The sequence below is a fragment of the Micromonospora sp. MW-13 genome, from assembly GCF_003434305.1.
Lineage (GTDB): Bacteria > Actinomycetota > Actinomycetes > Mycobacteriales > Micromonosporaceae > Micromonospora.
In genome coordinates this window covers 353,695-373,036 of the sequence record NZ_QKKX01000011.1, presented here as the reverse complement: position 1 = coordinate 373,036, position 19,342 = coordinate 353,695, and the positions used below count along the sequence as shown (strand labels likewise).

The 19,342-nt window shown below is 73.6% G+C and carries 20 protein-coding genes; 14 read left to right on the top strand and 6 right to left on the bottom strand.

Annotated elements, in window-relative coordinates; genetic code table 11:
- Nucleotides 1-296: 296 nt before the first annotated feature.
- From C5N14_RS09345 to C5N14_RS09335, 3 genes are all read right to left on the bottom strand, one after another.
- Nucleotides 297-983: a response regulator transcription factor gene (locus C5N14_RS09345; protein ID WP_117667526.1), complete on the bottom strand. Its 687-nt coding sequence runs from the start codon at nt 981-983 to the stop codon at nt 297-299.
- Nucleotides 984-1,044: 61 nt separating this feature from the next.
- Nucleotides 1,045-2,241 (bottom strand): sensor histidine kinase, encoded by a 1,197-nt coding sequence (locus C5N14_RS09340; protein WP_117667525.1) that lies wholly within the window; start codon nt 2,239-2,241, stop codon nt 1,045-1,047.
- Between the two features lie 76 nt (nt 2,242-2,317).
- Entirely contained in the window at nt 2,318-3,232 is a 915-nt protein-coding gene (locus tag C5N14_RS09335) for a PD-(D/E)XK nuclease family protein (protein WP_117667523.1), read from the bottom strand.
- 154 nt (nt 3,233-3,386) lie between these two features.
- On the opposite strand from C5N14_RS09335, the gene C5N14_RS09330 reads away from it, so the two are divergent.
- The 3 genes from C5N14_RS09330 (at nt 3,387) to C5N14_RS09320 (ending at nt 6,268) form a co-directional block, all read left to right on the top strand.
- Nucleotides 3,387-4,478 carry a M50 family metallopeptidase gene (locus C5N14_RS09330; RefSeq protein ID WP_371685823.1) on the top strand — a complete coding sequence of 364 codons (1,092 nt, stop codon included), beginning with the start codon at nt 3,387-3,389 and terminating at the stop codon, nt 4,476-4,478.
- A complete protein-coding gene (locus tag C5N14_RS09325; protein ID WP_371685818.1) occupies nt 4,475-5,545 on the top strand; it encodes a tRNA (adenine-N1)-methyltransferase in 1,071 nt (356 codons plus the stop codon). Before C5N14_RS09330 ends, C5N14_RS09325 begins: the two co-directional genes overlap by 4 nt.
- A gap of 150 nt (nt 5,546-5,695) precedes the next feature.
- Entirely contained in the window at nt 5,696-6,268 is a 573-nt protein-coding gene (locus C5N14_RS09320) for a hypothetical protein (RefSeq protein ID WP_117667774.1), read from the top strand.
- A 38-nt stretch (nt 6,269-6,306) separates the two neighbouring features.
- Here C5N14_RS09320 and C5N14_RS09315 read toward each other — a convergent pair whose 3' ends face one another.
- Entirely contained in the window at nt 6,307-6,603 is a 297-nt protein-coding gene (locus C5N14_RS09315) for a ferredoxin (protein ID WP_117667519.1), read from the bottom strand.
- A 178-nt stretch (nt 6,604-6,781) separates the two neighbouring features.
- Here C5N14_RS09315 and arc point away from each other — a divergent pair, with 178 nt between their 5' ends.
- The 8 genes from arc to C5N14_RS09275 all read left to right on the top strand — a co-directional run bounded on the left by arc (nt 6,782) and on the right by C5N14_RS09275 (nt 14,474).
- Entirely contained in the window at nt 6,782-8,563 is a 1,782-nt protein-coding gene (gene arc, locus C5N14_RS09310; protein ID WP_117667516.1) for a proteasome ATPase, read from the top strand.
- A 179-nt stretch (nt 8,564-8,742) separates the two neighbouring features.
- Nucleotides 8,743-10,260, top strand: coding sequence for a depupylase/deamidase Dop (dop, locus tag C5N14_RS09305; RefSeq protein ID WP_117667514.1), 1,518 nt, complete (start codon nt 8,743-8,745; stop codon nt 10,258-10,260).
- Nucleotides 10,261-10,367: 107 nt separating this feature from the next.
- On the top strand, nt 10,368-10,583 hold the full coding sequence (locus C5N14_RS09300) for a ubiquitin-like protein Pup (protein ID WP_117667512.1): 216 nt from the start codon (nt 10,368-10,370) through the stop codon (nt 10,581-10,583).
- 145 nt (nt 10,584-10,728) lie between these two features.
- Nucleotides 10,729-10,971, top strand: a complete 243-nt coding sequence (locus C5N14_RS09295; protein WP_243639353.1) for an endonuclease domain-containing protein — start codon at nt 10,729-10,731, stop codon at nt 10,969-10,971.
- Nucleotides 10,890-11,729 (top strand): proteasome subunit beta, encoded by an 840-nt coding sequence (gene prcB / locus C5N14_RS09290; protein ID WP_207892668.1) that lies wholly within the window; start codon nt 10,890-10,892, stop codon nt 11,727-11,729. The genes C5N14_RS09295 and prcB overlap by 82 nt, the downstream gene beginning before the upstream one ends.
- Before the next feature lie 56 nt (nt 11,730-11,785).
- Nucleotides 11,786-12,628: a proteasome subunit alpha gene (prcA, locus tag C5N14_RS09285; RefSeq protein WP_117667508.1), complete on the top strand. Its 843-nt coding sequence runs from the start codon at nt 11,786-11,788 to the stop codon at nt 12,626-12,628.
- Nucleotides 12,629-12,855: 227 nt separating this feature from the next.
- Nucleotides 12,856-14,214, top strand: a complete 1,359-nt coding sequence (pafA, locus tag C5N14_RS09280; RefSeq protein WP_117667506.1) for a Pup--protein ligase — start codon at nt 12,856-12,858, stop codon at nt 14,212-14,214.
- A gap of 68 nt (nt 14,215-14,282) precedes the next feature.
- The gene (locus C5N14_RS09275; RefSeq protein WP_117667504.1) at nt 14,283-14,474 is read left to right on the top strand and encodes a hypothetical protein; all 192 of its coding nucleotides are present in this window, start codon (nt 14,283-14,285) and stop codon (nt 14,472-14,474) included.
- 32 nt (nt 14,475-14,506) lie between these two features.
- On the opposite strand, the gene C5N14_RS09270 is transcribed toward C5N14_RS09275, so the two are convergent.
- Both C5N14_RS09270 and C5N14_RS09265 read right to left on the bottom strand, forming a co-directional pair.
- Nucleotides 14,507-15,613 carry a DUF3866 family protein gene (locus tag C5N14_RS09270; RefSeq protein ID WP_117667770.1) on the bottom strand — a complete coding sequence of 369 codons (1,107 nt, stop codon included), beginning with the start codon at nt 15,611-15,613 and terminating at the stop codon, nt 14,507-14,509.
- A gap of 45 nt (nt 15,614-15,658) precedes the next feature.
- The gene (locus tag C5N14_RS09265; RefSeq protein WP_117667502.1) at nt 15,659-16,636 is read right to left on the bottom strand and encodes a cation diffusion facilitator family transporter; all 978 of its coding nucleotides are present in this window, start codon (nt 16,634-16,636) and stop codon (nt 15,659-15,661) included.
- A 190-nt stretch (nt 16,637-16,826) separates the two neighbouring features.
- On the opposite strand from C5N14_RS09265, the gene C5N14_RS09260 reads away from it, so the two are divergent.
- The 3 genes from C5N14_RS09260 to C5N14_RS09250 are packed head-to-tail and all read left to right on the top strand — an operon-like array spanning nt 16,827 to nt 19,130.
- Complete coding sequence (locus C5N14_RS09260) at nt 16,827-17,825, top strand: YafY family protein (RefSeq protein WP_117667500.1); 999 nt, start codon at nt 16,827-16,829, stop codon at nt 17,823-17,825.
- Nucleotides 17,822-18,871, top strand: coding sequence for a YafY family protein (locus tag C5N14_RS09255; protein WP_117667498.1), 1,050 nt, complete (start codon nt 17,822-17,824; stop codon nt 18,869-18,871). The genes C5N14_RS09260 and C5N14_RS09255 overlap by 4 nt, the downstream gene beginning before the upstream one ends.
- Before the next feature lie 10 nt (nt 18,872-18,881).
- Nucleotides 18,882-19,130, top strand: coding sequence for a hypothetical protein (locus tag C5N14_RS09250; RefSeq protein ID WP_117667496.1), 249 nt, complete (start codon nt 18,882-18,884; stop codon nt 19,128-19,130).
- The last annotated feature ends 212 nt before the right edge of the window (nt 19,131-19,342 follow it).

The window sequence follows — 19,342 nt, the reverse complement described above, 5'->3', positions numbered from 1 at the left end:
TCGGTGCGGCATGTCCTCATCCTCGGTGCCGGCCGGCACCGATCCGTCCGTCTTCGGAGGGAGCGATGGCGGATTTCCCGGTGCGGGTCGGCCCGGAGGCCGGCTCAGGGTTGCCCCTGACCGATTCCGACCACGGCGCGCCACGTCGCCCATCGCGCACGGTAGGACCTCGCGCCACGTCAGGGTCAAACCGCGACCACCCGCCTGTGGTCACGGTAGGTGACGACCACAACACTTTCGTCGCCCGGGTGGTGACCCCGCCGGTACGCGGGGCGGCGGGCCCGAGGCCGCCACGGCTACGCCCGGGGACGCACCAGGCCCGACTCGTACGCCAGCACCACGGCCTGCACCCGGTCGCGCAGCCCCAGCTTGGTCAGCACGTGCCCGACGTGGGTCTTGATGGTGGTCTCGCTGACCGACAGTGCCCGGGCGATCTCCGCGTTGGACAGCCCCCGGGCCACCTGCACGAGCACCTCCCGCTCGCGGTCGGTGAGCGTGTTGAGCGCCTTCGGCGGGGCGGCAGCCGGGTCGGGCAGCACGTCGGCGAAGCGGTCCAGCAGCCGCTTGAGGATCCGCGGGGCCACCACCGCCTCCCCGGCGGCGACCGTGCGGATCGCCGTGACCAGGTCCTCCGCCGGCACGTCCTTGGCCAGGAAGCCGCTGGCCCCGGCGCGCAGCGCCCCCACCACGTACTCGTCGAGGTCGAACGTGGTCAGGATCAGCACCCGCACCGGCAGCCGGGCGTCGACGATGGCCCGGGTCGCGGCGACCCCGTCCATCCGGGGCATCCGGATGTCCATCAGCACCACGTCGGGCAGCAGCCGGCGGGACAGCTCCACCGCCTCCAGGCCGTCGCCGGCCTCGGCCACGATGTCCAGGTCCTCCTCTGAGCCCAGCACCATCCGGAAGCCGGTGCGCAGCAGTGGCTGGTCGTCGGCGAGCAGGATCCGCACCGGCCGCGCCGTCGTCGCGCCGTCGCTCATCGCCTGTCCCCCCGTCGTGTCGGGCCCGCCGCGGGCCCCCTGGTCGTGGCGCGGTCCCCGGTCACGCCGGCACCGCCCCGAACTGCTCCACCGGAATCCTCGCGTACACCCGGTAGCCGCCGCCCGGGCGGGCCCCGGTGCGCAGCGTTCCGCCGTAGAGGCCGACCCGCTCCCGCATGCCCACCAGGCCGTGTCCGATCCGGTCCGGAACCGGCCCCGGACCCCGGCCGGTGTCGGTCACCTCGACGGCCAGGAACGCCGCGCCGAAGGTCAGCCGGACCACGGCGGTGGCGTCCCCGGCGTGCTTGAGCGCGTTGGTCAGCGCCTCCTGCACGATCCGGTAGACGGTCAGCGCGACCCCCTCCTCCAGCGGCCCGGGCGTGCCCTCGGTGCGCAGCGTGACCGGCAGGCCGGCCTCGCGCACCTGCTCCACCAGGATCTCGATGCCGGCCAGGCCGGGCTGCGGGGCCAGGTCGGCGGCCGGTTCGGCGTCGGTGCGCAGCACGTCGAGCAGCCGGCGCATCTCCCGCAGGGTGGCCCGGCTGGTGTCCTCGATCGTGGCGATCGCCTCGTCGGCGGCGTCCGGGTCCCGGCGCAGCACCCGCCGGGCGCCGGTGGCGAGGACCCCCATCACGCTCACGTGGTGGGCCACCACGTCGTGTAGCTCCCGGGCGATGCGGCGCCGCTCGTCGGCGACGGCCTGCTCGGCCAGGGACCGCTGGTTCTGCTCGGCGGAGCGGGCCCGCTCCCGCAGCGCCTCCGTGGAGGCGCGCCGGGCGTGCACCGCCCGCCCCACCGCGTACGCCACCACGGCGGTGAGCAGGTTGTTGAGCACCAGGTACGCCGGGCCGACCTCGAGCACCGCATCGTCGACGGGGGCGAGGACGTTGACCGCCGCCACCGGCAGCCACAGCACGACCGTGGCCGCCGCGGCGGTCCGCACCGGCCGGTGCGCCGCCATCGTGTAGGTGAGCACCACGAAGGTGAGGCTCTGCGTGGTGGGGGCGGGCCCGAGCAGCGCCGGCAGGGCGAGGGTGGCCACGGCGGCGGCCACCGCCGGCCACGGGGCGACCCGGCGCAGCGCCACCGGGGCGGCGCACAGCACGCTCCAGCCGACCGCGCCGGGCACCGGGCCGGGCTGGAACTCCTGCGGGGTGAGCAGGACGAGCACGGTGTCCAGCAGCACCAGGGCGACGGCGGACAGCGCGTCGGCGGCGAGCGGGTGGCGGCGCAGCAACGCCCTCGGCCCTGCGGTCATACCGGAACGCTAGCCGCCGCCACGCGCGATCGATCGTCGCCAGCGGTGAACCCGGTCTCCTCCTCAGGGAGGATGCCTACTCGTCCGCGCCGGGCGGCGCGGGCCGGGACCGGGCGTCGACCAGCGGGTCCGCGGCGCCGGCGGCCGGGAACGGCGGCGGGGTGCCGCCGAAGCTCGGGCACAGCGCCTGGTGGTTGCACCAGTCGCAGAGCCGGCTCGGGCGGGGCCGGAAGTCCTGCCGGGCGGTGGCCGTCTCGATCGCCTGCCACAGCGCCACCACCGTCCGCTCGAAGCGCAGCAGCTCGTCGGCGTCGGGGGCGTAGTCGCAGACCTCGGCGTCCTTGAGGTAGAGCAGCCGCAAAACCCGGGGCACCACGCCACGGGTGCGCCACAGCACCAGCGCGTAGAACTTAAGCTGGAACAGCGCCCGGGCCTCGAACGCCTCCCGGGGCGCACCGCCGGTCTTGTAGTCGACCACCCGCAGCGCCCCGTCCGGGGCCACGTCCAGCCGGTCGAGGTAGCCCCGGATCAGCAGCTCGTCGTCGACCACGGCGGAGATCAGCGTCTCCCGCTCGGCCGGCTCCAGCCGGCGCGGGTCCTCCACCGCGAAGTAGCCCTCCAGCAGCCCGGCCGCCGCGCGCAGGAACTCGGCCGTGCCGACCGGGTCGCCGGCGTCGAACAGGCCGGCCAGCTCCGGCTGCTCGGTGACCAGCCGGTCCCACTGCGGGCCCACCAGGTCGCCGGCCGCCTCCGGGGTGCGCCCGGCCGCCGGCAGGTCGAACAGCCGCTCCAACACCGCGTGCACCAGCGTGCCCCGGGCCTGCTCCACGCTGGGCCGCTCGGGCAGCCGGTCGATGCTGCGGAACCGGTAGAGCAGCGGGCAGGTCTTGAAGTCGGCCGCCCGCGACGGCGACAGCGACGCCCGGACCGTGGCCGGCACCTCCGCCGTGGCCCGCGCCTGCTGCTGGTCGATCACCGGTTCCGCCGTCATGCCCGGAAGGTTAGGCCACCGGTCCGACAACCCCGGCCCCGCCGCTCCGAGCGGTGGGTGCCGGCGGCGGGTACGTAGCATCGGGGCGATGGAGCAGCAGACGACCCGGCCGCCACGGCGGCCCCAGCGGTCCGCCGGAATCACCGTCGGCCGGGTGTTCGGGGTCCCCCTGCACCTCAACGGGTCGATGGTGCTGCTGACCCTGCTGGTCACCGTCCTGTACGCCGAGTTCGCCCGCCGCCAGCTCGACCTGTCCCAGCTCGGCGGTTACCTGATCGGCTTCGGGTTCGTGGTGTCGCTGCTCGGCTCGGTGCTGCTGCACGAGCTGGGCCACGCCCTGACCGCCCGCCGCTTCGGCATCGGTGTGCGGGGGATCACCCTGGAGCTGCTCGGCGGGTACACCGAGATGGACCGCGACGCCCCCAGCCCCCGGATCGACCTGCTGGTGTCGCTGGCCGGACCGGCGGTCTCCGCGGCGCTCGGCGCCGCCGCCGTGGTCGCCACCCTGGCCCTGCCCGACCGCACCCTGGTCAACCAGCTCGCCTTCCAGCTCGCGGTGAGCAACGTCATCGTCGCGGTGTTCAACCTGCTGCCCGGGCTGCCGCTGGACGGCGGCCGGGCGCTGCGTGCCGCCGTGTGGGCGCTGACCCGGGACCGGCACACCGGCACCGAGGTCGCCGGCTGGGTCGGCCGGGCCGTCGCCGTCGGCACCGCCGCGCTGGTCGTCGTGCTGACGGTCAACCGGCTGCTGGTGCCGCTGGCGCTGCCGCTGATGCTGCTGGTCGCGTTCACCCTGTGGCGCGGTGCCGGGCAGTCCGTGCGCCTGGCCCGGATCAGCCGCCGGTTCCCGCTGATCGACCTGCGCCGGCTGGCCCGCCCGGTCCTCCCGGTGCCCACCGGCACCCCGCTGGCCGAGGCGCAGCGCCGCCGCGCAGAGGGCCCCCGGCCCGACGCGGCCCTCGTCGTCACCGACGGCTCCGGCCGGCCGGTGGCCCTGCTCGACCCGGTCGCCGCCGCCGCGGTGCCGCCGCAACGGCGGGCGTGGATCGCCGTCGACGCGGTGTCCCGCTCCCTGGCCGCCCTGCCCGGCCTGCCGGTCGGCCTGGACGGCGAAGCGGTGATGGAGGCCGTGCAGACCCACCCGGGCGCGCAGTACGTCGTGACGGCAGGCGAAGATGTCGTCGGCGTTCTGCACATCGCGGATCTGGCGCAGCTCCTGGAACCCAAACGGAAGATGAACACGTGACCGCACATCCCTCCGCCCTGCCGGCCGACCCTGGCACACCGGTGCCTGCCGACACCCCGGCGCCGCCGCCCGTGCCGCCGCCTCCGGGTCCCGGCGCGGCGTCAGACGCGCCGGGCCGGAGCCATCGCAGGGGGCCGTTCCGCACCGGCGACCGGGTGCAGCTGACCGACCCGAAGGGTCGGATGCACACGGTCACCCTGGAGCCCGGCAAGGCGTTCCACACCCACCGGGGCATCCTGGAGCACGACGCGCTGATCGGGCTGCCCGACGGCAGCGTCGTGACCACCTCCGGCGGCGGGACCGCGTTCCTCGCGCTGCGTCCGCTGCTGTCGGACTACGTGCTGTCCATGCCCCGTGGCGCCCAGGTGATCTACCCGAAGGACTCGGCGCAGATCGTCGCCATGGGCGACATCTTCCCCGGCGCGAAGGTGCTGGAGGCCGGCGCCGGCTCCGGGGCGCTGAGCTGCTCGCTGCTGCGGGCCGTCGGCGCCACCGGCGAGCTGCACTCCTACGAGGTGCGCGACGACTTCGCCCAGATCGCCCGGCGCAACGTCGAGGCGTTCTTCGACGGCCCGCACCCGGCCTGGAACCTGCACGTCGGTGACGTGGCCGGGTGCGCCGAGACGGGCTTCGACCGGATCATCCTGGACATGCTGACGCCGTGGGAGACCCTCGACATGGTCGAACGGGCACTGCTGCCCGGCGGGGTGTTCATCGGGTACGTGGCCACCACCCCGCAACTGTCCGAGCTGGTGGAGGCGCTGCGTGAGCGCGGCGGTTGGACCGAGCCGCGCGCCTGGGAGTCGCTGGTGCGGGACTGGCACGCCGAGGGCCTGGCCGTGCGCCCCGACCACCGGATGATCGCGCACACCGCGTTCCTGGTCTCCGCCCGCAGGCTCGCCCCGGGGGTGACCGCGCCGCCGCGGCGGCGCAAACCCAGCAAGGGCGCCGAGGCGTACGCCGAGCGGCGGCAGGCGCTGCGGGAGGCCGAAGCGGCCCGGCAGGCCGTCGCGGCCACGGCCGCCGGGGCGCTGCCCGAGGCCACGGAGGAGCGGGACACGCCGTGACCAGCCAGCGGGACGGTCGGGCGTGAGCGGTCGGGCGACCGGGTCGGGCGGGACGCGGCCCGGCGGGCCGGCGGGAGGTGGCGTGGGCGAGCGGACGGCCCGGACCGGCGCAGCCCGGACCGGTGACGGCGGCGGGTGGGGGGCGGCATCGTGAGTCAGCCCGGCTTCGGCGGTCAGGACGTTCCGGCGGTCTTCCCCGACTGGTCGCCCTACACCGACCTGGAATCGGCGGCCCGGGCCTACCTGCGGGACCCGGACGTCGCCCTGGAGGCCCTCGGCGGGGTGCTGCGCGGCGCGTCCGTGCTCGGCTTCACCCTGGAACGCTTCGTCAACGAGGTCAACGGGGTGTGGCAGGAGGTGGTGGTCTGCGACGGCAGCCGCCTCGTGCTGTGGCACGGCGAGGACGTGCCGCCGGGGGAGGGGCCGCCCGGGTCGATGACCTCGTCGCTGCGGGTGGTGCCGGTGTCCAGCGTCACCGAGGTGGGCTGCCGGCGGCGGCTCACCCGGGGCGACGACGGCGGGATCCGGGTCGACAGCATCGACGTGTACCTGCTGCTCACCTCGCTGGACGAGGCGCCGCCGGGCGACGAGGCCGGCGGGGCGCCCCGGCACGACGCGCTGCGCTTCGGCAAGACCCTCGACGACGGCGGGGCGGGGCAGATCGGCCGGTTGGAGGAGTTCGCCCGGTTGGTCGCCTCGGTGGTCGGCCGTCCGGTGCTGTGAGACACCCTGGCCGCCCCGTCAGGGGCGGCCGGGGGCGGTCAGTCGTCCTCGGCCTCCGGGCCGGCGACCTCGACGCCGTCGCTGCCGCGCACCACGTGGATGCACTCGCCCGGGCACTCCTTGGCCGAGTCGATCACCTCCAGGCGCAGGTGGGCGGGCACGTCCACCCGGCTGCCCGGGGCGAGCCGGAGCTCGCCGTCGGGGCCCTTGACGTACGCCAGGCCGTCGACGTCGAACTCGAAGACCTCCGGCGCGTACTGCACGCACAGGCCGTCGCCCGTGCAGAGGTCCTGATCCACCCAGACCTGCAACGTGTCGGTCGCGACCTCGGCCATCGGCGCACCCCCCATGTTCTCCCGTCCCACGCCACGACGGTACCCGAACGCCCGGACCCGCCCCTGCGGCCACCCTTGGCGATCAAGGTTCGGTGACGAGGGCGTTGCGTGGGACCGAATCGGCCTCATAGCGGCTAGTGTTAGGGCAGAACGTTCAAGCCCCCCGGGGAGGTGGGACGTGGCACGCAGCGACGACGCGGACTCGCGCGCCGCACGGTGGGAGAAGGAGGCCCACGATCTCTCCACGCAGGTCGCGTTCCTTCAAGAGGAACTCGCTCTGGTGCGGCGCAAGTTGACCGAAAGCCCCCGACACGTCCGGCAGCTCGAAGAGCGGCTGGCGGCCACCCAGGCACAGTTGGCGCGGCTGACCGAGAACAACGAACGGCTCGTCGGCACTCTCAAGGAGGCCCGGGCGCAGATCGTGACGCTCAAGGAGGAGATCGACCGCCTCGCGCAACCGCCGAGTGGCTACGGTGTCTTCCTGGCGGCGCACGAGGACGGCACGGTGGACGTGTTCACCGGGGGGCGCAAGCTCCGGGTCGCCGTCTCACCCTCGCTGGACGTCGCGGAACTGCGGCGCGGCCAGGAGGTCCTGCTCAACGACGCGCTCAACATCGTCGACGCGTTCGGCTTCGAGCGGGTCGGCGAGGTGGTGATGCTCAAGGAGATCCTCGCGGGCCCCGACGGCGCACCGGGCGACCGGGCGCTGGTCGTGTCCCACTCCGACGAGGAGCGGATCGTGCACCTCGCCGAGACCCTGATCGGTTCGCCGATCCGGGCCGGTGACTCGCTCATGATCGAGCCCCGCTCGGCGTACGCGTACGAGCGGATCCCGAAGAGCGAGGTCGAGGAGCTGGTCCTGGAGGAGGTGCCCGACGTCGACTACACCGACATCGGCGGCCTCCAGTCGCAGATCGAGCAGATCCGCGACGCGGTGGAGCTGCCCTTCCTGCACGCCGACCTGTTCCGCGAGCACCAGCTCCGCCCGCCCAAGGGAATCCTGCTCTACGGGCCGCCCGGCTGCGGCAAGACGCTCATCGCCAAGGCGGTGGCGAACTCCCTGGCCAAGAAGATCGCCGAGCGGCTGGGCAAGGAGAGGCACACCAGCTTCTTCCTCAACATCAAGGGCCCGGAGCTGCTCAACAAGTACGTCGGCGAGACCGAGCGGCACATCCGGCTGATCTTCCAGCGGGCCCGGGAGAAGGCGGGCGAGGGCACCCCGGTCATCGTGTTCTTCGACGAGATGGACTCGATCTTCCGGACCCGTGGCTCCGGCGTCTCCTCGGACGTGGAGAACACCATCGTCCCCCAGCTGCTCAGCGAGATCGACGGCGTGGAGGGCCTGGAGAACGTCATCGTCATCGGCGCCTCCAACCGGGAGGACATGATCGACCCGGCCATCCTGCGACCCGGCCGGCTCGACGTGAAGATCAAGATCGAGCGGCCGGACGCCGAGGCCGCCAAGGACATCTTCTCGAAGTACATCCTCACGGGCCTGCCGCTGCACGGCGACGACCTGACCGAGCACGGCGGCGATCCCCAGGCCACCGTCGCGGCGATGATCGACGCGGTCGTGCTGCGGATGTACTCCGAGACCGAGGAGAACCGCTTCCTCGAGGTGACCTACGCCAACGGTGACAAGGAAGTCCTCTACTTCAAGGACTTCAACTCCGGCGCGATGATCCAGAACATCGTCGACCGGGGCAAGAAGATGGCCATCAAGGAGTTCCTCACCTCCGGTCGCAAGGGTCTGCGCCTGCAGCATCTCCTCGACGCCTGCGTCGACGAGTTCCGGGAGAACGAGGACCTGCCCAACACGACCAACCCGGACGACTGGGCCCGGATCTCCGGCAAGAAGGGCGAGCGGATCGTCTACATCCGTACGCTCGTCTCCGGCGGCAAGGGCACGGAGGCCGGCCGGTCGATCGAGACCGCCAGCAACACCGGTCAGTACCTGTAGACCGACAGCGCGCTGCGGGGCCCGCGACAGCACTGTCGCGGGCCCCGTCGCGTCCCGGCACCCGGGACCGTCCTCGGGCGACACCCGGCGCGGCCCGCCCGCCGCGCCCCCGCACGGCGCGGCGCGGACTACGCTCGACGTGACGGGGGACCGGGTCGGCGAGTGGAGCGGGTAGGTCGATGAGCGTAAGACGGATCATGGGCACCGAGGTCGAGTACGGCATCTCCGTGCCCGGCCAGGCGGGCGCCAACCCGATGGTCACCTCGTCCCAGGTGGTCAACGCCTACGGGGCGCGCCCCGAACTCAACCGGGGCGGCCGGGCCCGCTGGGACTACGAGGAGGAGTCGCCGCTGCGCGACGCCCGGGGCTTCACCTACTCCGGCGCCGCGTACGACCCCGCCGAGGCCCTCGCCGACGAGGATCTGGGACTGGCCAACGTCATACTCACCAACGGCGCCCGGCTCTACGTCGACCACGCCCACCCGGAGTACTCCACCCCGGAGGTGACCAACCCCCTGGACGTGGTGCGGTGGGACAAGGCCGGCGAACGGGTGATGGCCGAGGCGTCCCGCCGGGCGGCCACCATCCCGGGCACCCAGCCCATCCACCTGTACAAGAACAACACCGACAACAAGGGCGCCAGCTACGGTGCCCACGAGAACTACCTGATGCGCCGGCAGACGCCGTTCGCCGACATCGTGGCGTACCTGACGCCGTTCTTCGTGACCCGGCAGATCGTCTGCGGCGCGGGCCGGGTCGGCATCGGCCAGGACGGCGGCCAGAGCGGCTTCCAGATCTCCCAGCGTGCCGACTTCTTCGAGGTCGAGGTCGGGCTGGAGACCACCCTGAAGCGGCCGATCATCAACACCCGGGACGAGCCGCACGCCGACGCCGACAAGTACCGCCGGCTGCACGTCATCATCGGCGACGCGAACCTGTCGGAGATCTCCACGTACCTGAAGGTCGGCACCACGGCGCTGATCCTCACCATGATCGAGGAGAAGGCGCTCGGCTCCGACCTGGGCATCGCCGATCCGGTCTCGGAGCTGCGCGCGGTCAGCCACGACCCGTCGCTGAAGCACCTGATGCGGCTGCGTGACGGGCGTCGGCTGACCGCCCTGGACCTGCAGTGGGCGTACTTCGAGCGGGTGCGGTCCTTCGTGGACGACCGGTACGGCACGGACGCCGACGCGCAGACCAACGACGTGCTGGACCGCTGGGAGAGCGTGCTGGACCGGCTCGGCCGTGACGCGTTCCTGTGCGCCGACGAGCTGGACTGGGTGGCGAAGCTGCGGCTGCTGGAGGGCTACCGGGAGCGGGAGAAGCTCGGCTGGGGCTCGCACAAGCTCCAGTTGGTCGACCTGCAGTACTCCGACGTTCGGCCGGAGAAGGGGCTCTACCACCGGCTGGTGCAGCGCGGCTCGATGAAGACGCTGCTGACCGACGAGCAGACCCGCACCGCGATGACCGAGCCGCCGGAGGACACCCGGGCCTACTTCCGGGGCCGCTGCCTGGCCCAGTACGCCTCGGAGGTGGTGGCCGCGAGCTGGGACTCGGTCATCTTCGACGTGGGCCGGGAGTCGCTGGTGCGGGTGCCGATGATGGAGCCGGAGCGGGGCACCCGCAAGCACGTGGGGGCGCTGTTCGACCGGTGCGTCAGCGCCAAGGACCTGCTGGAGACGCTGACCGGCGGCTGACCGCCGGGGACGAAAGCCCGTCGCGCTCCGGAGAAGCCGGCGCGCGACGGGCTTTTCGTCATCTCCGCGAGGTAAGTTCATCGGAGACGATCGTGGAGGAGGCGGCAATGGCCACTCATGACAGCGGCGGGCAGTCGCAGTCGGGCAAGGCCCGGCAGGGCGAGGAGATCGAGGACGTCACCACCGAGGCCAACCCGGAGGTCGCCGAGCGGCACGCCGAGATCACCGAGGACGTCGACGACCTGCTCGACGAGATCGACTCCGTCCTGGAGGAGAACGCCGAGGAGTTCGTGAGGGGTTACGTCCAGAAGGGCGGAGAATAGGCGTAATGTCCGCTCTGCCTGAGGGTGGCTCACCTCGCGTGACGGCCGTGGGCGCCGACAGTTGACCGCGCGCCGGGCGTCCCGGCCGCGGTCGGCAGCGCCGCGCGCGGGTACCCACGCGAGCGGTCGATGACCGGCGGCGGCCGTGCCCCTGCGTGGCGATCCCGATACGGAACATCTGGACCACGATCATCGCGCGGGATCATCGCGCGGGATACTCTGCTTCAACTGCAACGGTGGTCTTGGCCAGTTCCGTGACAGTCCCACGAGGCTGGCCAGGGCGATCACGTACCTGAGAGGAACCACGTGGCAGCGGGCTTTGATCCATCCGGGCGTCTACCAGATGTGTTCACCAACGCGGGGACGTCCTCCTTCACCACATTCCTGAGCAGGGTCGCTCCCGAGATGCTGCCCGGCCGCCGGCCGCTGCCCCCGGGCATGGCCGCCGACCTGGCGCCGCACGCGACCACCATCGTGGCCATCTCGGCCGCCGGTGGCGTGGTGCTGGCCGGCGACCGCCGGGCCACCATGGGCAACCTGATCGCCCAGCGCGACATCGAGAAGGTGCACCCGGCCGACGCCTACTCGCTGGTCGGCATCGCGGGCACCGCGGGCATCGGCATCGAGCTGATGCGACTGTTCCAGGTGGAGCTGGAGCACTACGAGAAGATCGAGGGCGCGATGCTCTCGCTCGACGGCAAGGCCAACCGGCTCGCCTCGATGATCCGCGGCAACCTGGGCGCGGCCATGCAGGGCCTCGCGGTCATCCCGCTGTTCGCCGGCTTCGACCTGGCCGCCAGCGACCCGGCGCGGGCCGGCCGGATCTTCAGCTTCGACGTCACCGGCGGCCCCTACGAGGAGACCGGCTACGACGCGATCGGCTCCGGCTCGATCTTCGCCCGGTCCGCGCTGAAGAAGCGCTTCCGCGCCGGCCTGTCGATCGACGACGCGGTGCGGCTCGCGGTCGAGGCGCTCTACGACGCGGCCGACGACGACACGGCGACCGGCGGGCCGGACCTGACCCGTCGGATCTACCCGGTGGTGATGACCGCGACGGCGGAGGGCACCCACCGGCTCACCGACGCCGAGACGGCCGCCGTCGCCGAGGCCGTGGTCGCCGGCCGGATGGAGAACCCGGGCGGCTGAGCCAGCCCGCCTAGTCAGCAGTCGTCAGCACAGCGCCCAGAAGGAGAACCGCCGCCGTGGCCATGCAGTTCTACGCCTCGCCCGAGCAGATCATGCGCGACCGCTCCGAGCTGGCCCGAAAGGGCATCGCCCGGGGCCGCAGCGCGGTCGTGCTGAGCTACGAGGGCGGGGTGCTCTTCGTCGCGGAGAACCTCTCCAGCACCCTGCACAAGGTCAGCGAGATCTACGACCGGATCGGCTTCGCCGCCGTCGGCCGGTACAACGAGTTCGAGAACCTGCGCCGCGCCGGGGTCCGGATGGCCGACCTCAACGGCCTGAGCTACGACCGGCGGGACGTCACCGGCCTGGCGCTGGCCAACGCGTACGCGCAGACGCTCGGCGCCATCTTCACCGAGCAGTCCAAGCCGTTCGAGGTGGAGATCTGCGTGGCCGAGGTGGGCGCGACGCCGCAGGACGACGCGCTCTACCGGCTGACCTACGACGGTTCGGTCAACGACGAGCCGGGCCGGATGGCGATGGGCGGGCAGTCCGACGCGATCTCCGGCTCGCTCAAGTCGCAGCACCGTCCGGACATGTCGCTCGGCGAGGCGGTCCGGCTGGCCCTGTCTGCGCTGAGCAGCGTCGGCGGCGAGGGCGGCGCGGCCCGCACGATCGCGGCCAACCAGCTCGAGGTGGCGGTCCTGGACCGGCGCCGGGTGGGCCGGACGTTCCGGCGGATCACCGGGGCGGCCCTGACCGCCCTGCTGGACGCCGACGCGGACGCCGCGAACGGCTCGGCGCCGACCGAGGAGCGCCCGGAGCCCCCGACCACGCCGACCGAGGAGGCGAAGAAGCCGACCACCTCGGCCGGCTCCGCGGACCTGGAGGGGCAGCGGGCGGACGACACGCCCGAGGCATAACGCGGCCGTCCCGGCCGACGTGACCGTCGCGCGACCGGCCGCCACCACGAGGGGGCGGCCGGTCGCGTGTGTCCGGACGCCACCCAGCGGCCCGGACCCGTCGGCGAAGACCCGGCCGGCCCACCGGGCCCGGTGGGCGGGCCGCCCGGCGGGAGCGCGCCGGCCGGTCGTGGCATCGGGGCGGTCAGCCCTGCCCATTCGGGGCCGGAGGGGGCTAATGTCACATCATGGAGCGGCGAATCTTCGGCCTCGAGACCGAGTACGGCGTCACCTGTACCTACCGTGGGCAGCGGCGGCTGTCCCCTGACGAGGTCGCGCGATACCTGTTCCGTCGGGTGGTGTCGTGGGGCAGATCGAGCAACGTGTTCCTGCGCAACGGCGCCCGGCTCTACCTGGACGTCGGTTCCCACCCGGAGTACGCGACCCCGGAGTGCGACTCGGTGGTGGACCTGGTGGCCCACGACCGGGCGGGGGAGCGGATCCTGGAGGGGCTGCTCATCGACGCGGAGAAGCGGCTGCACGACGAGGGAATCGCCGGCGAGATCTACCTGTTCAAGAACAACACCGACTCGGCCGGGAACTCCTACGGCTGCCACGAGAACTACCTGGTCTCCCGGCACGGCGAGTTCGGCCGGCTGGCGGACGTGCTGATCCCGTTCCTGGTCACCCGGCAGTTGATCTGCGGCGCGGGCAAGGTGCTGCAGACGCCCCGCGGCGCGGTGTACTGCCTGTCCCAGCGCGCCGAGCACATCTGGGAGGGCGTGTCGTCGGCGACCACCCGGAGCCGGCCGATCATCAACACCCGCGACGAGCCGCACGCGGACGCGGAACGGTACCGGCGGCTGCACGTCATCGTCGGCGACTCGAACATGAACGAGGTCACCACGCTGCTGAAGGTCGGTTCCGCGGACATCGTGCTGCGGATGATCGAGGCGGGGGTGGTGATGCGGGACCTGACGCTGGAGAACCCGATCCGGGCGATCCGCGAGGTGTCGCACGACATCACCGGCCGGCGCAAGGTGCGGCTGGCCTCCGGCAAGGAGGTCAGCGCCCTGGAGATCCAGCAGGAGTACCTGGCGAAGGCGACCGAGTTCGTGGAGCGGCGCGGCGGGGACCAGACGGCCAAGCGGGTGGTGGAGCTGTGGGGCCGGGTGCTGCGGGCGGTGGAGACCGGTGACCTGGAGCCGGTGTCCCGGGAGATCGACTGGGTGTCGAAGCTGCGGCTGATCGAGCGGTACCAGCGCAAGCACGACCTGCCGCTGTCGCACCCCCGGGTGGCGCAGATGGACCTGGCGTACCACGACCTGCGGCGCGGGCGGGGCCTGTACGGGCTGCTGGAGCGGCGCGGGGAGGTGGACCGGGTGGCCACGGATCCGGAGATCTTCGAGGCCAAGGAGACGCCCCCGCAGACCACCCGGGCCCGGTTGCGGGGCGAGTTCATCCGGCACGCGCAGGAGAAGCGGCGGGACTTCACCGTCGACTGGGTGCACCTGAAGCTCAACGACCAGGCGCAGCGCACCGTGCTGTGCAAGGACCCGTTCCGGGCGTACGACGAGCGGGTGGAACGCCTGATCGCCAGCATGTGACCGGCCGGGTCCCCGTCCGCGGCGCTGGTCGCGGCGGGCGGGGACCCGCCGGGTAGGCTGGCCCTGCCATGACGACGTCTGAACCTCCCGAGCGCGACCGCGGCGCCGAGAAGCTGAACTGGGTCGAGCGCCGGCGCGAGAAGATCCGGGCCGAGGTCGAGCGCAACCGGCGCGGCGAGTACACGGTGCCGACCTGGGTGCTGGCGGTCGCGCTGGTGGTGATCGTCGGCGGCTGGCTGGCGTTGATCTTCCTGGCCTGACGGGCCGCCGCCCTACCGCCTACCGCACCGCCCTACCGCCTACCGCACCGCCCTACCGCCGCGAGCGTGGCGGCGTGCCGGCCGGCGGCGGCGGCGGCCAGGAAGTAGGCGTGGTCGGCGTCCAGGCCGCGCCCCATGGTGGACAGCGGCACGGCGCTGGCGCGCAGCGCGGCGTCGAGCCCGTCGGTGGGCACCCGGACGATCCGGTGCCGCCGGGCGAGCGGGGCCAGCGCGGCGTCCACGTCCCGGGCCAGGCCCGGGCCGAGGCCGTCGGGCACCACCAGGTCCGCCGGGGTGAGCGCCACCCGGCCGTACGCGGTGAGGCTGTGGTGGGACACCCCGCGGTGCCGGGGCCGGGGATCGGCGTCGGAGATCCGCAGCGAGCCGACCGGTCGCCCGCCGAGGGCGGCGATCGCGTTGACCGCCTCGCCGACGGCCACCCCCGAGTACCCCCACCGGGTGCCGGTGCCGAGGTTGCCGGGGCCCTGGGCGAGGACCACCACGTCGGCGGCGAGCACGTGCCGGGCGGCGAGCAGACCGCTGTGCACGGTGCTGGCCTCCAGGTCGCCGCCGAACGCCTGCCCCACGCTGACCGTGCCGACGAGCTGGTCGCGCAGCCCGTCGAGGGTGCGGGAGAACCATGCCGGCAGCGCCCCACCGTCGGTGAGCACATACGCCACCCGGGCGTCGGGGGCGTCGGCGTGGACCCCGGCGAGGATCGCCGGGAGGGCCGAGTGCAGGTCGGCGGTGACCACCGGCAGCCCGGCGACGTCCTCGGCGGCCTCCAGCGCCGCCCGGTGCGGGCTGGCCTCCTCGTCGACGCCGAGCAGGATCGGTTGCAGCGGGGTGTAGCGCGCCTTGACCAGGTGCCCGGCATCGCGGGTGTGGCCCGCCTCTGGCGGGTCCGCCGGCAGCCGGTCGGGCAGCGCCACGACCAGCGCGTACCCGCCGGTGCCGAGGCCCATCAGCAGCGCGCCGGCGTTGAGCAGCACCCGGTCGCCGGGTACGGGCCGACCGACCAGCTCCGGGTAGGCCAGGGCCCGCATGGTGGCGCCGTCGGTCAGCTCGACGTCCAGTTCCACCGCGCCGGTCCACTCCCGCCGCAGCGCCGTCACGGTCCCCGCCCGCCATCGCACCATGCCCGGCACGCTAGCGACCCCCGGGTGCGCGCCGCCACGGCGGGGTCAGCGGGGCGGGTCCTCCTGGGTGTGCCGGGCGCGGCGGTTGCGGGCCTCGGGGCGGGAGGGGGTGGGGTCGAGGAAGACGTAGCCGATCTCCGGGTAGCGGTCGATGAGGCGCCGCTCGGCCTCCTCGGCGGCGGCCTCGATGTCGGCGCCGGTGGCCTCGTCCCGGAAGTCGACCTTGGCGGCGACCAGCATGTCGTCCGGGCCGAGCTGCATGGTGAGCAGGGTGTCGATGCGCTCGACGGAGGGCAGCCCGTTGAGTTCCTGCTCGATCTCCAGGCGCAGCCGCTCGGGGATGGCCCGGCCGACCAGCAGGGAGGTGTTGGCCTTGGCGAGGGTGATGGCCACGACCAGCAGGAGCACGCCGATGGCGATGGAGGCGAGGCCGTCGTAGAGCTCGTCGCCGGTCCAGTGCGACAGGGTCACGCCGGCCGCGGCCAGCAGCAGGCCCACGAGGGCCGCGCTGTCCTCCAGGAAGACGGCCTTGACGGTGGTGTCGGCGGTGAGCCGCAGGAATCGCCGGGGGGTGGTGCGCCAGCGCCGCGACTCGCCGCGGATCTGCCGCGCCGCCCGGGCCAGGGAGACCGACTCGACGGCGAACGAGACCGCCAGCACGACGTACGAGACGAGGAAGTCGCCGGTGTGCTCGTGCACCAGGATGGTGGTGACGCCGTGGGTGATGGCGAAGCCGGCGCCGGCGACGAAGGTGAACAGCGCGGCGAGGAAGGCCCAGACGTAGCTCTCCTTGCCGTACCCGAAGGGGTGCCGGACGTCGGCGGGGCGCGCCCCCCGGCGCAGCGCCAGGTACAGCAGCGCCTCGGTGGTGGTGTCGGCCACCGAGTGGGCGGCCTCGGAGAGCATGGCCGCGGAGCCGGAGATCAGGCCGGCCACCAGCTTCGCCACGGCGATGGCGAGGTTCGCCGCGCCCGCCACCAGCACGGTGCCGACGCTCTCGGCCTTGACGTCAGCTTCCGACATGGGGTCACCATATGACCGTCCGCCGGGGGCCGCCCGGCGAGCGGCGGTGACCCGCGCCGCGGCGGTCGTCCGGGGCCGGCGGGCCGGGTCGCCGTCATCGCCTGGCGACGGAGAGTCACCGTCTGAGGTGTTGGTGCGACGCGCCCGCGTGGGTGCGCGGGCCCGCTGCGCGGGCTGCTAGCGTTCACACGTGTCGCGGACCCGCACCGAACGCCTGGTCAACCTGGTGATCTGCCTGTTGTCGACGCGACGGTTCCTGACCGCCGCGCAGATCGCCGCGACCGTGCCCGGCTACGAGCACGATCCGGACGACGTGAAGGATCACGAAGCGTTCCAGCGCAAGTTCGAGCGGGACAAGGCCGAGCTGCGGGAACTCGGGGTGCCGCTGGAGACCGGCACGGCGAGCGTCTTCGACGCCGAGCCCGGCTACCGGATCGCCCACCGGGAGTACGCGCTGCCGGACATTCCCCTGGAGCCCGACGAGGCCGCCGCGGTGGGCATCGCCGCGCGGCTGTGGCAGCACGCCGGGCTGGCCGCCGCGGCGTCGTCCGGGCTGGCGAAGCTGCGCGCCGCCGGGGTGGACGTGGACCCGCAGGCCACCCTGGGCCTGGAGCCGATGGTCACGGTCGACCCGGGGTTCGCGCCGCTGACCGCCGCCGCCCGGGACCGCCGCGAGGTGAGCTTCGACTACCGGGTGCCCGACCGGGACGCCCCTACCCGCCGCCGGGTGCAGCCGTGGGGGGTGGTCTGCTGGCGCGGCCGGTGGTACGTGGTGGGTCACGACCTGGACCGGGCGGCGACCCGCTGCTTCCGGCTCTCCCGGGTCGTCGGCGCCGTCCGGGTGACCGGCGCGCCGGGCGGCTACCAGCCGCCGACGGGGGTGGACCTGATCAGCCACGTGGCCCGCTGGTCGGGGCCGGTGGAGCGCACCGGACGGGCGACCGTGCTGGTCGCCCCGGGGCGCGCGGCCGGGCTGCGCCGCTGGGCGGTGGAGGCCGCGTCCGGGCCGACCGGCGATCGGCTGGTCCTGCCGTACGCCGACCCGGAGTCCCTGGCCGGCCAGCTGGTGGGATACGGCCCGGACGTGCGGGTGGTGGACCCGCCGGAGGTGCGCGAGGCGGTCATCCAGCGGCTCAAGGAGATCGCCACCCGACACGAGGAGCTGACCGCCACCGGAGGTGCCCGATGACCCGCCCGGCGACCCGTCCCGCCGCCCGCTCGTCCGCTGCGCGCCCGGCCGGCAACCGGGCCTCGGCGGACCGGCTGGCCCGGCTGCTGAACCTGGTGCCGTACCTGCTGGCCCGCCCGGGGATCGAGATCGCCGAGGCGGCCGGGGACCTGGGGGTCACGGAGCGGCAGTTGCGGGAGGACCTGGAGCTGCTGTGGGTGTGCGGGCTGCCCGGGTACGGCCCGGGCGACCTGATCGACATGGCCTTCGACGGCGACCGGGTGACCATCACCTACGACGCCGGGATCGACCGGCCGCTGCGGCTGACCCCGGACGAGGCCCTCGCGCTGGTGGTGGCGCTGCGGATGCTGGCGGAGACCCCGGGGGTGACCAACCGGGAGGCCGTGGAGCGGGCCCTCGCCAAGATCGAGGACGCCGCCGGTGACCTGGTCGCCGCCCCGGTCGAGGTGCGCATCCCCGTCGACAGCCGGCGGGTCGAGGAACTGCGCGCCGCGGTGGAACGGGGCCGGGCGCTGCGGATCACCTACTACGCGGCGGCCCGGGACGAGACCACCGAGCGGGTGATCGACCCGCTGCGCATGCTGATGGTGGGCGGCCGGGCGTACGCGGAGGCGTGGTGCCGCCGCGCGGAGGCGGTGCGGCTGTTCCGGGTCGACCGGATCGACGCGGTGACCGAGCTGGACGAGCCCGCGGCGGCGCCGCCGCAGGCCCGCCCGTACGACCTCTCCGAGGGGGCGTTCCGGCCCTCGCCGGACCTGCCGCTGATCACCCTGCGGATCGGCCGGGGCGAGCGGTGGATCACCGAGTACTACCCGTGCGAGCGGGTCGAGGCCGGCGACGGCGACCAGTGGCTGGTGTCGCTGCGGGTGACCGACCTCGGCTGGGCCCGGCGGTTCGTGCTGGGGTTGGGCCCGGACGTCGCGGTGGTGGCCCCGGGGGAGCTGGCCGAGCAGGTCCGCGCCCAGGCGGTCGCCGCCCTGGAGGCGTACGCCACCCCCGACGCCGCGCCGTCGGCCACCCCGGCGGGGTCCGTGCGGCCCCGGTAGGCTGGCGGCCGTGGTGAAGTGGATCGTGGTGGCGGTGGTGCTGTTCGCGCTCGTGGTGCTGGCGTTGGCCGTGCGGCCGGTGGTGGCACGGCTGCCCCGGCTGCGGCGGGCCGCGGTGGCGTTGCAGGATCGGCAGGCCGAGGCGGAGGCGCTGCGGGTCAGCGCGGAGGCGCTCCAGGAGCGCGCGGAGGCCCTCCAGGGGCACGTGACCGTCACCCAGCAGCGGCTTGAGGTGATCAAGGCCAAGCGCGGCCACTGATCGATGATGGTCGGTCCCGTGCGCGGTTGCTGCGCGCTCGGGCCCGAAAGCGCGCAGGAACGGCCCGCCGCCGATGGTTGACGGGACGCGCGGGGTTGGTCAAGACTTCACCGACCGGCCGTAACCACCAGCGGCCCGGCGGGTGGCAAAGGTCCCTCACGCACGTACGATGGGCTCCGGTACACCCCTCAAGACGACACAGAGCGACTGGA